13 protein-coding genes are annotated in these 12,226 nt (G+C 62.8%); 8 read left to right on the top strand and 5 right to left on the bottom strand.

From position 1 onward, the window contains the following. Positions 1–6 precede the first annotated feature (6 nt). The 3 genes from nadA to QRN04_RS07545 all read right to left on the bottom strand — a co-directional run bounded on the left by nadA (position 7) and on the right by QRN04_RS07545 (position 2,642). Positions 7–1,314: a quinolinate synthase NadA gene (nadA, locus tag QRN04_RS07555; protein WP_284975392.1), complete on the bottom strand. Its 1,308-nt coding sequence runs from the start codon at positions 1,312–1,314 to the stop codon at positions 7–9. Continuing rightward, the gene (locus QRN04_RS07550) at positions 1,311–2,021 is read right to left on the bottom strand and encodes an NUDIX hydrolase (protein ID WP_284975391.1); all 711 of its coding nucleotides are present in this window, start codon (positions 2,019–2,021) and stop codon (positions 1,311–1,313) included. Before QRN04_RS07550 ends, nadA begins: the two co-directional genes overlap by 4 nt. A gap of 147 nt (positions 2,022–2,168) precedes the next feature. After that, positions 2,169–2,642 carry an Lrp/AsnC family transcriptional regulator gene (locus QRN04_RS07545; protein WP_284975418.1) on the bottom strand — a complete coding sequence of 158 codons (474 nt, stop codon included), beginning with the start codon at positions 2,640–2,642 and terminating at the stop codon, positions 2,169–2,171. A gap of 200 nt (positions 2,643–2,842) precedes the next feature. On the opposite strand from QRN04_RS07545, the gene QRN04_RS07540 reads away from it, so the two are divergent. From QRN04_RS07540 to QRN04_RS07520, 5 genes are all read left to right on the top strand, one after another. Further along, on the top strand, positions 2,843–4,225 hold the full coding sequence (locus QRN04_RS07540) for an amino acid permease (RefSeq protein ID WP_284975390.1): 1,383 nt from the start codon (positions 2,843–2,845) through the stop codon (positions 4,223–4,225). A gap of 138 nt (positions 4,226–4,363) precedes the next feature. After that, positions 4,364–5,407, top strand: a complete 1,044-nt coding sequence (locus QRN04_RS07535; protein ID WP_284975389.1) for a thiamine pyrophosphate-dependent enzyme — start codon at positions 4,364–4,366, stop codon at positions 5,405–5,407. Beyond that, positions 5,400–6,431 carry an alpha-ketoacid dehydrogenase subunit beta gene (locus tag QRN04_RS07530; protein WP_284975388.1) on the top strand — a complete coding sequence of 344 codons (1,032 nt, stop codon included), beginning with the start codon at positions 5,400–5,402 and terminating at the stop codon, positions 6,429–6,431. The genes QRN04_RS07535 and QRN04_RS07530 overlap by 8 nt, the downstream gene beginning before the upstream one ends. After that, positions 6,424–6,753: a biotin/lipoyl-containing protein gene (locus tag QRN04_RS07525; protein ID WP_284975387.1), complete on the top strand. Its 330-nt coding sequence runs from the start codon at positions 6,424–6,426 to the stop codon at positions 6,751–6,753. The genes QRN04_RS07530 and QRN04_RS07525 overlap by 8 nt, the downstream gene beginning before the upstream one ends. Positions 6,754–6,757: 4 nt before the next feature. Beyond that, the gene (locus QRN04_RS07520; protein WP_284975386.1) at positions 6,758–7,585 is read left to right on the top strand and encodes an alpha/beta fold hydrolase; all 828 of its coding nucleotides are present in this window, start codon (positions 6,758–6,760) and stop codon (positions 7,583–7,585) included. Positions 7,586–7,596: 11 nt separating this feature from the next. Here the strand turns inward: QRN04_RS07520 and QRN04_RS07515 are convergent, their stop codons facing one another. Beyond that, entirely contained in the window at positions 7,597–8,010 is a 414-nt protein-coding gene (locus QRN04_RS07515; protein ID WP_284975385.1) for a winged helix DNA-binding protein, read from the bottom strand. Positions 8,011–8,082: 72 nt separating this feature from the next. Between QRN04_RS07515 and QRN04_RS07510 the strand changes: the two genes are divergently transcribed. Together QRN04_RS07510 and QRN04_RS07505 are read left to right on the top strand one after the other, a co-directional pair. Continuing rightward, on the top strand, positions 8,083–8,745 hold the full coding sequence (locus QRN04_RS07510; protein WP_284975417.1) for a phosphoribosyltransferase: 663 nt from the start codon (positions 8,083–8,085) through the stop codon (positions 8,743–8,745). A 33-nt stretch (positions 8,746–8,778) separates the two neighbouring features. Further along, positions 8,779–9,525 (top strand): IclR family transcriptional regulator, encoded by a 747-nt coding sequence (locus QRN04_RS07505; protein WP_410549346.1) that lies wholly within the window; start codon positions 8,779–8,781, stop codon positions 9,523–9,525. Positions 9,526–9,549: 24 nt separating this feature from the next. On the opposite strand, the gene QRN04_RS07500 is transcribed toward QRN04_RS07505, so the two are convergent. Beyond that, positions 9,550–11,028, bottom strand: a complete 1,479-nt coding sequence (locus QRN04_RS07500; RefSeq protein WP_284975383.1) for an APC family permease — start codon at positions 11,026–11,028, stop codon at positions 9,550–9,552. A gap of 230 nt (positions 11,029–11,258) precedes the next feature. Between QRN04_RS07500 and QRN04_RS07495 the strand changes: the two genes are divergently transcribed. Continuing rightward, positions 11,259–12,218 (top strand): AraC-like ligand-binding domain-containing protein, encoded by a 960-nt coding sequence (locus tag QRN04_RS07495; RefSeq protein WP_284975382.1) that lies wholly within the window; start codon positions 11,259–11,261, stop codon positions 12,216–12,218. The last annotated feature ends 8 nt before the right edge of the window (positions 12,219–12,226 follow it).

Here is a 12,226-nt window from a genome sequence, read left to right as displayed (position 1 = left end):
CTGTCGTCAGGCCGGCTTGGCGGCCAGCATGCGCTCCAAGGCGATTTTCGCGTTGTCCTGCACTGCGTCATCCACGGTGATGCGGTTGACGATGCGTCCTTGGACGAGTTCCTCGAGCACCCACGCCAGATAGCCCGGGTGGATGCGGTACATGGTGGAGCACGGGCAAATCACGGGGTCAAGGCAGAAGATGGTGTGCTGGGGATTCTCGGCGGCAAGCCGGTTCACCATGTTGATCTCGGTGCCGATGGCGAACGTGGTGGGTTCCGTGGCAGCGGCGATGGCCCTTTTGATGAAGTCGGTGGAACCGGCGGAGTCCGCAGCGTCCACGACCTCCATGGGGCACTCCGGGTGAACGATGACGTTCACGCCCGGGAAGTCCAGGCGGGCCTTCTCGATTTGGCTGACGTTGAAGCGCTTGTGGACCGAGCAGAATCCATGCCACAGGATGACTCTTGAATCCAGCAATGCCTGCTCATCATTGCCGCCCAGTTCTTTTCGCGGATTCCACATGGGCATCTGCTCAAGGGGCACACCGAGGGCTTTGGCGGTGTTGCGCCCCAAGTGCTGGTCCGGGAAGAACAGGACCCTCTGACCGCGTTCGAACGCCCATTCCAGGACCACTTTGGCATTGGAGGAGGTGCAGACGATACCGCCGTTCCGGCCACAGAAAGCTTTGAGTGCGGCAGAAGAGTTCATGTAGGTGACCGGTATGACAGGTACGCGGCCTTGGTCATCGGTTCCCGTCCCGAAGATTTCCTCGAGCTGCTCCCAGCACTCCTCCACGGAATCTTCATCAGCCATGTCCGCCATGGAGCATCCGGCTGCGAGGTTGGGCAGGATGACGGCCTGCTCCGGGGTGGAGAGGATATCCGCGGTCTCTGCCATGAAGTGGACACCGCAGAAAATGATGGCTTCAGCGTCCGGCTTGGTGAGTGCGGCGTTGGCAAGCTGGAAGGAGTCTCCCACGAAGTCCGCGTACTGGATGACTTCATCGCGTTGGTAGAAGTGCCCCAGGATCACCGCGCGATCGCCGAGCTTGGCTTTCGCGGCACGGATACGGGCGTCGAGTTCGGCGTCGCTGGCCTGTTTGTATTCGTCCGGCAACTGGCCTTGCCGCGGCGTGGCGGCCGGTGCGGTGTCGCTGCTGGATGCCCCAGGACCGTAGGCAGGAGCACCCGCGAGCGCTTCGGCGAGGTCGTATTCCCAAGGTCCCTTCGCCAACGCCGGGCTGCAGGTGGCACCTGCGCGGGAGAGTCCGTTCTCTGCTTCTTCGCGAGTGATCAACTGGACGGCAGTGTTGACGCTGCTCATGATGTGCTCCTGTTATCTGGCCCGAGGCCGGGTGTTCCGGTAAAGCGGTAGAGGCGTGGTGGGCGGTGTTTGCCGCCTTGGAGGTACTGGCCGGTTTCTTCGATTTCCGGCGTGGCCTTGATGTGGCGTCGGAAATTGGCGGGATCCAATTGCCGGTCCAGGACTGCTTCGTAGACTTCCCGCACTTGGGCCAAGGTGAAGAATTCACCCAGAAGGTGGTAGGCGATCGATCCGTAGGCCATCTTGTTGCGGAGCCGCCACAGGGCGTAGTCCACGATTTCATTGTGGTCAAAGGCCAACTCCCCCAAGCGGTCGGCGCGGAACCAGCGCACGTTCTCGGATTCGTCTGCGAGGGCGGCTTCTGTTGGTTGGACGAGGGCCCAATACACAATCGAGACCACACGCTGGCTGGGCGAGCGGTGGAGGCCGCCGAATGCGTACAGCTGCTCAAGGTAGTGCGGAACCAGGCCGGTGGTCTCACGGAGGTTGCGTGAAGCTGCGTCCTGGAGGGATTCGTCGTGGGACAGCGGCCCACCTGGCAGGGCCCACATGTCCTTGAACGGCTCGCGAATCCGCCGGACCAGCGGCAGCCAGAGGGTGGGACGGCCCGATTTTTCGCTTGGCCGAAGAGCGAAAATGACGGTGGAAATAGCTAACGACGGCGGTGCCAGCCGCCTTTCGGCGACGTTCGCTGAGATGGGACTCATGGCACGCACCTCGCTTCGTCGCCAGCCGGTCCTGCCGGAGTCTCGGTGCTACCCCGGAGGAATACATTGGATGATCAGAATTAGTTAAAGTCTCATTGACTAGAACTAATGGTACGGCCGTGGCAACGTTGGACCAAATGCCCTGCGTCACATTTGCTCGGCTGCCGCCTCCATGAGGGGCAGCGTGCGGCCTTGGATATGGCTGTTCAGCGCGATGACCGACGAGCACCGGACCACGGACTTGGTAGCAATCATGGCGTCAAGCACCCGCTGCATGTCCGGGTTGGAGCGCGCGGCGATCCGCACCATGAGGTCTGAATTGCCCGTCACCGTGTGCACTTCGGTAATCTCGGGGATGGCACTCAAGCTCTGGATAACGGCGTCGTGGCCAATCTCCTGGGTGATGGTCACGGAACAGAAGGCCACTACGGGGAAGCCGAAGTTCGCCGGATCCGGCTGCGGGACCCACGATCCAATGACGCCGCTTTCCATCATGCGGTCGATCCGGGACTGCACAGTGGCACGGGCGACGCGGAGCACCCTGGAGGCTTCAAGCACGGACGATCGGGGCGAATCCGTGAAGAACCGTACAATTTTTGCATCAAGCGCATCGACCATCATCAAAGTTCCCGTCACCCAAGGGTTGTCACCTGTCACATCAGCACCGTGAGAAGTGATGTATCTTACAATCTGCGAGAATTATTCCACGGCCCTGCCTGCGGCGTCGACGCATGGTTTATCCGCTCGCTTCCCAGATAGCTTGTCCAGCTCACAAGGCTGCCAGGCTCAACCCCCATGTAATCCATAGAAGGTAGACACGTATGACAACGAAGTCGATGGCGGCTCCTGCCCAAACATCCGGGCTTGGCCACTCCCTGAAGCCGCGCCAGCTGACCATGATGGGATTGGGCAGTGCCATTGGCGCGGGCTTGTTTCTCGGCTCAGGCGCGGGCGTCCAAGCCGCCGGACCGGCCGTGCTGGTTTCATACCTCGTGGCCGGAACCCTGATTATCCTGGTCATGTGGGCCCTCGGCGAGATGGCTGCCGCCAATCCCAATAGCGGCGCCTTCTCCGTTTACGCGGAAAAGGCCCTGGGCAAAACAGCCGGAGGGACCGTCGGTTGGCTCTGGTGGCTGCAACTGGTGGTGGTGATCGCCGCAGAAGCTCTTGGCGCCGCAGGGCTGCTTTTCTCGGTGTGGCCGGTCGTCCCGGTCTGGATCCTCGCGCTGGTCTTCATGGTGGCCTTCACGGGAATCAACCTCGTTGGGGTCCGCAACTTTGGCGAGTTCGAGTTTTGGTTCGCCATCCTGAAGGTAGCGGCAATCGTTATTTTCCTGCTCATCGGGGCAGCACTGTTGTTCGGTTGGCTCCCGAACGTCACATCCCCGGGATTCTCGGCGTTCGGCACTTTCGCTCCGCACGGCATGAGCGGCATAGCGAACGCCTTGTTTGTGGTGATCTTCGCCTTCGGCGGCACGGAAATCGTCAGCGTGGCCGCTGCTGAAACCGAGAATCCGGCCCACAGCGTCGGCAAGGCGATCCGCACCGTAGTGTGGCGCATCCTGGTCTTCTACATCGGTTCCGTGTTCGTCATCGCAGCTGTCCTCCCCATGGGATCTGCCGGGCTGAAGTCCCCTTTCGCAGGAGTCCTCGACCTTGCAGGAATTCCCGGAGCCGGGACAGCCATCACTCTGGTCGCCGTCGTGGCCCTGCTGTCGGCCCTGAACGCCAACCTTTACGGGGCGTCACGGATGATCTTCTCGTTGTCCGAGCGAGGCGAAGCACCCCGGATGCTGTCCGCGGTGAACAGCAACAAGGTGCCCGTGGCCGCCGTCGGCATTTCCGTGGCGTTCGGCTTCATCGCGACCGTCCTGGAACTGATCTTCCCCGAGCACGTCCTGCCGGCGCTGCTGAACCTTGTGGGCTCCACCTGCTTGATGGTCTGGGGAACCGCCCTGGTCTCCCAGTTCATCCTGCGCCGAAGGGCTGATCGCGATGGAACGGAACTGCCGTTGCGCATGAAGGGATTCCCGTTCCTGACCATCCTCGGCTTGGCGCTCTTGGTACTCATCCTTGCCGTGGGCTTCGCTAACCCTGAGAGCGCAGCCCAGTTGCTGGGCACGTTGGTGCTGATCCTGGTGATTGCCGCGGGTTGCTTCTTCAACGCACGAGCCAAGATAGGAAAGACACTGGAAGTCCGCTAACTACTTGCCTAACCCAACGACGAAGCCCTGCACAGTTTGTATCGTGCAGGGCTTCGTACGTTCCTCAACATGGACAAAATGCTGTACTCAAACTGAGCTTATTGCGCAGGCGCGATCCCGGTGACTAGGGTCACACCCATGACTACCCATCCCGAGCTGTCCGGCGACGACGCACCGGCCCCGCTCACGCACGAACAGCTCCGTGAGCTTTACGCCCTCATGTCAGCGGTACGCCGGCTCGATACCGCCGCTGTCGCTTGGCAACGCCAAGGCATCATCCCCGGCTACGCTCCGGAGCTCGGCCAGGAAGCTGCCCAGGTGGGCAGCGGCTACGCCGTTGACCGGACACGCGACTTCGTTTTTCCCACCTACCGCGAGATGGGGGTGGCAAAGGCCATGGGACTGGACATGGTGGGCTACATGTCCACGCACAAAGCCACCTGGCACGGGGGTATGTACAACCCGCTGGAGTCCCGCTTCGCACCGATCCAGGCTGTGGTGGCCGGTTCGGTCCTGCACGCCGTGGGCTGGGCCCATGGGCAGACCCTCAGCTGCCCCACGGACAGCGGCGTTGCCGTGACGTACTTCGGCGATGGCGCCTCATCGCAGGGCGATGTCCATGAAGCCATGAACTTTGCAGCGGTCATGAAAGCCCCGGTGGTCTTCTTCGTCCAGAACAACGGTTGGGCAATCTCCGTCCCCACAGAACGGCAGGTTGCCGGGGGCTCCGTTGCCGCCCGGGCAGCCGGGTATGGCATCCCGTCACTTCAGGTGGACGGCAACGACGTCGTTGCTGTTTACCAAGCGACGCGGTCAGCTTTGGCACATTGCCGCTCCGGCAACGGCCCAGTGGTGATCGAAGCCATGACGTATCGCCGCGGTCCGCACTCAACAGCCGATGATCCCGGCCGTTACCGCACTCTTGAGGAGGAGCGGCTGGCTGCGGGCGAGGATCCGCTGGAACGTTTCAAGCGGCGACTGCTTGCCGACGGCGTGGCCGATGAAGCCTTCTTTGCCGAGGCGCAGCGCGCAGCCGAAGAAGAGGCTGAAGCGATCCGGACCGGCATCGAGGAGCTGGGGCCCCGGCCCGGCGCCGAGATGTTCAGCATGGTTTTCCAAGAGCCAACACCCGACCTCCAATCCCAGGCCACGGCGTGGCGCGAGGAGTCAGAACATGTCTGAGACCACCATGACATCCCTGCAGGATGCTGAAGCACCGGCACCGAATGTAGCCACCATGTCCATGCAGCAAGCCCTCAACCTTGCCTTGGACGAGGTTTTGGGAGAGAACCCAAAAGCCGTGATCTTCGGTGAGGACTGCGGCCGTTTGGGCGGCGTTTTCCGGATCACGGACGGACTCCAGGCAAAGCATGGCGAGGACCGTGTCTTCGACACACCGCTGGCCGAGTCCGGCATCCTCGGCATGTCGGTGGGCTTGGCAATGGCGGGCTTCCACCCGATTCCCGAAGTGCAGTTCGACGGTTTTGCCTACCCGGCAATCAACCAAATCGTGTGCCAGATCGGACGGATGAACTACCGAAGCCGCGGCACGCTGCCCATGCCGATTACGTTGCGCGTTCCCAGCTTCGGCGGGATCCGGGCTCCCGAACACCACGGCGAAAGCCTGGAGGCACTGTTCGCCCATGTCCCCGGACTCAAAGTCGTCTCACCGTCCACTCCGAACGATGCCTATCACCTGCTCAAGTACGCCGCCGGCCGCCCGGACCCTGTGATCTTCATGGAACCAAAGTCCCGTTACTGGCAGAAAGGTCCCGTGAATCCCACGTCGGGAAACCCCTCAGGCGCACGGGTGGCCAAGGAGGGCCGCCACCTGACATTGGTGGCTTGGGGTGCCATGGTCTCCCGTTGCCTACAGGTTGCCGAACTCGCCGCAGAGGACGGGATCGACGTCGAAGTCCTGGACCTTCGCTGGCTAAAACCCATCGACTCCGAAGCACTGGCACGCTCTGTCGGGAAGACACGGCGCGCCGTCGTCGTTCATGAAGCACCGCTGACCTCCGGCCTCGGCGCCGAGGTGGCCCAGCTCATCACGCAGAGCTGCTTCGCCACGCTCAAGGCACCCGTGGAACGCGTGACCGGCTTCGACGTTCCCTACCCATCCGGGGACCTGGAGGACGAATACATTCCGAACATCGACCGCATCCTTTTTGGGATCCAACGCGTACTGGAGTACCGCCGTGGCTGAACTTACCTTTCCGCTACCCGATCTTGGTGAAGGCCTCATCGAGGCAACCGTGCTCGAATGGCTGGTGGAACCCGGCCAGCAGGTGGAGCGCAACCAGGCAATCGTGGAACTTGAAACCAGCAAGTCCGCCCTCGAACTGCCAAGCCCACAGGCAGGTAAAGTGGTGCGTATTCACGGAGCGCCAGGAGACACCGTCAACGTTGGCGAACCGCTGATTGTGTTCGAGGTGCCGGACGACACCGCCGGGATCGTGGGCACTGTTCCCAAGGACGAAGCACCCAAGCGCCGGGTCCGCCTGAGCGCCGTACTCGATGAGGACTGAGACCATGACCGGCAGGCACACCGTGGAACAGCACAGGCACACAGTGGAGGGCACCGACCCGGGACTGTTCGTTCAAATCCATGAACCTGCCAACGGCGCCGGCCTCCGGCCTGTCCTCTTGATTCACGGATTTTCGTCCTCCAGCAAGTTGAACTGGCAGGACAGCGGCTGGATCACTGCCCTCCAGGAAGCTGGCCGCCGGATCATCACCGTGGACTTGCCCGGCCACGGCCGGAGCTACTCCCCGGAGGATCTGGACTCGTATACACCCAGCCGGATCCGTGCCGACTTCCTGCAAATCGTGACCGACGCCGGAGCCCGGCCCCTTCGCGAAGGGGACCCGGCCACCGGCGTGGACGTTATTGGCTATTCCCTCGGTTCACGACTGGCTTGGGAATTCGGCGCAACCCAGCCTGACCTGGTCCACCGGATGGTCTTGGGCGGACCCAGCACGGCCGATCCCCTCGCCGCGTTCGACCTTGCCGCCGCCCAGCGGCATTTAGCCGACGGGACGCCGATCGACGACGCCTCCACGGCCGGCCTACTGAAAATGGCCCAACTGCTGCCCAGCAACAACCTGTTCGCCATGTTGTCCCTCATTGAGGCCATCAAGGAAGAACCTTTCGATCCGTCAGAGGCGGCGCCGCACATGCCTCTGTTGCTCGTGGCCGGGGAGAAGGACGAGCGTGCAGCGACCATGCCGGAATTGGCCGCCATCGCCGCGAAACACGGTGCCAACGTTGAAACACTCCTGATCCCGGGCCGCACGCACACCAACGTGGTCACCAGCCGCGCGTTCAAAGAGGCCGCCGTCGAATTCCTCGGAGTCTGACCGCTGAGCCGCTAGCGAGCGAGCCGTTCAGCATTGAGGCTCATGCGTTCGAGCACACTGAGGGCCATGGCGTACTCATCGATGCCGATGCCCATGGACAAGTCCTGACGGGCCGTTTCCACCAACCACGCGGCTTCGTGGCACTTCCTCCGCCCCACGTCGCTGAGGGTCAGCCGGTCATCGATCATGGTGATCATGCCACGTCCCACCAAAGTTGCCAGCTCCCGTTCACGCAGACGAACATCGCTTCCCCAGACCGGCCGGAGGGCCTCCACCAGTTCACCGGGACGAAGGGCGCCGTCGTCGAGGATGGTGAGAGCTTGCCATTGCCGTCGACTGAGCTTGAGCTGGGCTAGGGTGCGGTCAAGCTGGGCCTCCAGGGCGGCATCGAGCCTCTTGATCCAATATCCGATGGGCTTGTCCACCTGTTCATGCTTTCAGTGGATGGGCCAGCGGGCAAGGAGCGAACGGTAGGCTGGGGTCTGCAAACGATGGACATGGAAGTGGAGCAGATGGGCGTGCGTTACAAAGACCGGGCAGAGGCCGGCAGGCGCTTGGCTGAAGCTCTCCCCCAGTTCCGGGAAAATCGCAGCACCATTGTGCTCGGGCTCGCCCGCGGCGGCGTACCGGTCGCAGCCGCAACCGCCGAAGCCTTGAGCCTGCCCTTCGGCGCCGTGCTGGTGCGCAAGCTCGGCATTCCCGGCCGGGACGAGACCGCCTTTGGCGCACTGGCTTGGTCGCAGGGAGATGTCCTCCGGATCGTCAACAAACCCATCAAGGAACTGATTCTTTCCCGCGGCATCACCCAGGCTGCGCTGGACGCCGTCGAAGCCCACGAGCGCACGGAGCTTTTGCGCCGCGCCGACGAGTACCCGGGCATTGGCCATGATCTCCACGGAAAAACGGTGATCCTCGTGGACGACGGCCTTGCGACCGGGGCCACCATGCGGGCCGCGGTGGAAGCGGTCCGCGCGGGAGGCGCCTCTACGGTCATTTCTGCGGTCCCCGTATCGTCCTTGGAAGGCACGTCGTCCCTGGCGCGGGTGTGCGACTTTGTGCTTCCCCTCCACATCCCGGGTAAGTTCCACGCCGTCGGGGCGTTCTATGAAGAATTCGGGCAACTGACCGATGCCGACGTCGTGAGCCAGCTGGGTGGCTAGGGTCAAGCGGGAAAGCCGGCCCAGCACCATAGGATGGTTCGCATGAATCCCCGCAGCGCCACCCAGGGCCCAGGCGAAGCAACAGCCCAGGTCCCGCCGTCCCAAACGCTCTCACGGGGAATCCGCGCCCTGGAAATCCTCGCCGCAGCAGAACGGCCGCTCACCATCGCCGAACTTACGACCGCGCTGGGTGTCCACCGCTCGGTGGCTTACCGCATCCTCCGGACGCTCGAGGACCACTCACTGCTGGTCCGCGACGACTCAGGCCGTGTCCAACCCGGGCCAGGGCTGGCGGTCTTGGCCAGTGGCGTGTCCCGGAATCTCCAAACCGCCGCGTTGCCGGAGCTGACCCAGTTGGCAAACACTTTTCACATGACCGCCTTTGTGGCCGTCTGGGACCACCAGGAATGCGTCACCTTGGTGACGGTCGAGCCCAGGCACTCCGGCGCTGCCCTGGCCCAACACCCGGGAAGCCGCCACCCCGTCAGCAGTGGAGCTCCCGGCATAGCCATCCAATCCACCATGAGTGAAGAACGGTGGGATCAGATGGCCCCGGGCATCCCCTACCGGCCGGAAGCGCAGGAGGCGCGTAAGAGGGGGTACGCGGCGAGCCATGACGAAGTCATCGCTGGCCTCTCCTCATTAGCGGCCCCGATTCACGTCCCCTCGGGACGGCCGGCAGCGATCGCCGTCGTCTATATCCGGCTGGACCAGGATGCCGAAGCCGTGGGCGAGGCACTGGCCGCGAGTGCCGCGCGAATCGAAACCCAGCTCGCCTGACCTGTGCCCCGGGGGGCGGTCCTCTCAGTCGTCTTCGGACCCGTGACCGATACGTGCGTAGAGGGCCGGCTGCGAGCGCCGCAACCGCAAACCCCAGATGATGCCTACGACGCCGGGGAGCAGCACCAGTGCGGGAAGGATGAACGACGCCGGGGTGGAGTCGGTCTGGCCCAGAAGGACATTGAAGTTCACTGTGATGAGGCCGAAAACGAGTGCCAGGAGAACAAATCCAAGGGCCGGAGCGATCACTTTTACCCACAAGCTGGCAGCATGCCGCTGCTTCCGGAAAAACCCGATCACGGCCACGGACACCACAGCCATCAACAGTACGAGTCCCATCGCGCCGCTATTCGTCAGCCACGTGAACATCGTCAGCACCGGATACATCTCGCCAAGATCGGATCCGGACCCGGCGATGGCGAACGCCACGGTCACGACGACGGCGATCACCGTCTGGGCCAAGGACCCGGCGAAGGGAGCTCCGCTTCCTGTCCGAACCTTGGCCAGCGCTGATGGGAGGACGCGTTCGCGGCCGAGGGAGAAAAAGTACCGGGCAACGGCGTTGTGGAAACTGACCAGCGCAGCAAAGAGGCTGGTAACGAAGAGGAGCTGGGCGATGTCACTGAGCAGGACTCCCCCGTGCGCACCGAGGAACGAAAAGATCATGTCCGGGCCGCTGGTGGTGGCGGCCGCGATAACGGAGGAGGGGCCTGTGCTTACTGTCATCGCCCATGCGGACACCGCATAGAACACCGCGATGATGCCCACCGCCGCGAACGTCGCCCTGGCCACCGTGTGCTGCGGGTCCTTGGACTCTTCTCCATAGATGGCCGCTGATTCAAAACCCATGAAGGCTGCGATGCCGAACGAGAGCACCGCCCCGATCCCTGGCACAAAGAGCGTGGCGGGGCTGAAAGCCTCCGCACTGACGCCCTCAGGAGCCACTGCCAGGCTGATCACGTCGTAGGCGATGACCACTACGAATTCGAGGGCCACCAGAACGCCCAGCACCTTGGCGGACAAGTCCACCCGGTTGACGCCCAGCCACCCCACAATTGCTATGCACACGAGGACGGGAATCCACCACGGCACATTGATGCCCAGGCGGGTCGACAGGAGTGAGGAGACTGTGAAGCCGAACAGTCCGTAGATGCCGATCTGCATGAGGTTGTATGCCATGAGTGCAACCAGGGAAGCCCCCACCCCGGCCGGTCGTGAGATTCCCTGCGCTATGTAGGCATAGAACGCTCCGGCGTTCGTCACGTAGCGGCTCATTGCCGCGTAGCCCACGGCAAACAGGGCCAGAATCCCGCCGAGGATCAGGAAAGATAGCGGGACACCTACCACCCCTGTTACAGCGAACGTCGTGGTGACTCCGCCGGCAAGTACGGTCAGCGGTGCGGATGCGGCGATAATCATGAAAGTTACGGCTGGTACGCCGAGCCGCCTCTTGCTGATGGTGGCACTGCTGGTCTTGCCTTTGACGGGATTGTCCACGCTCATAGTGTGCTCCTGCTTCGGTGCCGCGGATCATCGCGCGGCACGGGGTGGGTCTTTCCGCAATCTTCCACCGTCAAGACGGGCCGTGACTTGTCTCACACGGCAGGGTGTTTGTCGGTTCACGCATGCACCCTTGCAGAGGCGAGCCGGTGTAGAATCGTGGGCAAGCTCACGTCCGCACCAACGACCCTCCCGAAGCGGCCCGGTACCGCGGGCCGTTGAAAGGGAATTGGATGACCGTCCAGGCCGAAGCAGGCGCCACCACCGTTCAAACAATCGTGGCAGGGTCTTTCCAAGAATGGACCAAGGCCATTTCGGCTTCTTTCGTTCCTTTGTTGGCGAAGGGTCCGGCCAATGCGCAGTTCCACGGCACGATGCGCGGACGCGTGCTCGGCCAAATTTCCGTTGTGGACATCACCGCAGGACCACACACGGTAATGCGCACTTCCGAATTGATCGCCAAATCCACGGGACGCTTCTTCAAGCTCAGTATCCAACTCGCTGGAACGGGCCGCTTGGTCCAGGACGAACGCGAAGCGATACTGCACCCTGGCGATCTCTCGATCTACGACACCTCCCGCCCCTACCAACTGACGTTCGACGACGACTTCCGGACGCTGGTGCTGATGTTCCCCCACGGCGTGCTGGACCTTCCTGCGGGGGCCATGGAGCATGTGACGGCCCTGCGTATTCCGGGCGACCAAGGTCTCGGCGAGATCATCAGTCCCTTTCTGGTGCGGCTGGCAGAGAACCTGGAAGCCCTGTCAGGAACCAACGGACTCCGGTTGGTGCACAACGCGCTGGACTTGGTCACCACGCTCTTCAACGGCGAGCTGGACCAGCTCATTGAAACAGGCCGGGACCCACACTTGCTCCTGCTCGGCCGGATCCATGACTACATCGAGGCCAACCTCGGGGACCCGGAACTTTCCCCCGGAAGCATTGCGGCCGCTCATTACATCTCCACCAGGCACCTCCATGACCTGTTCCAGGAGATCGGGACCACGGTGGCGACATCCATTCGGCAGCGCCGGCTGGAACGGTGCCGCCGCGATCTGAGGGACCCCGTCCTCGCGGACCGCCCGGTCACAGCCATTGCTGCACGGTGGGGATTCACCGATGCCGCCCACTTCAGCCGGATTTTCCGTGCTTCTTTTGGCAACTCACCTACGGGGTACCGCAACGGCGGCTGACATGGGAG

This window comes from Arthrobacter sp. efr-133-TYG-104, assembly GCF_030208915.1.
Classification (GTDB): Bacteria; Actinomycetota; Actinomycetes; order Actinomycetales; family Micrococcaceae; genus Arthrobacter.
This window is presented reverse-complemented; position numbering and strand designations above follow the sequence as displayed.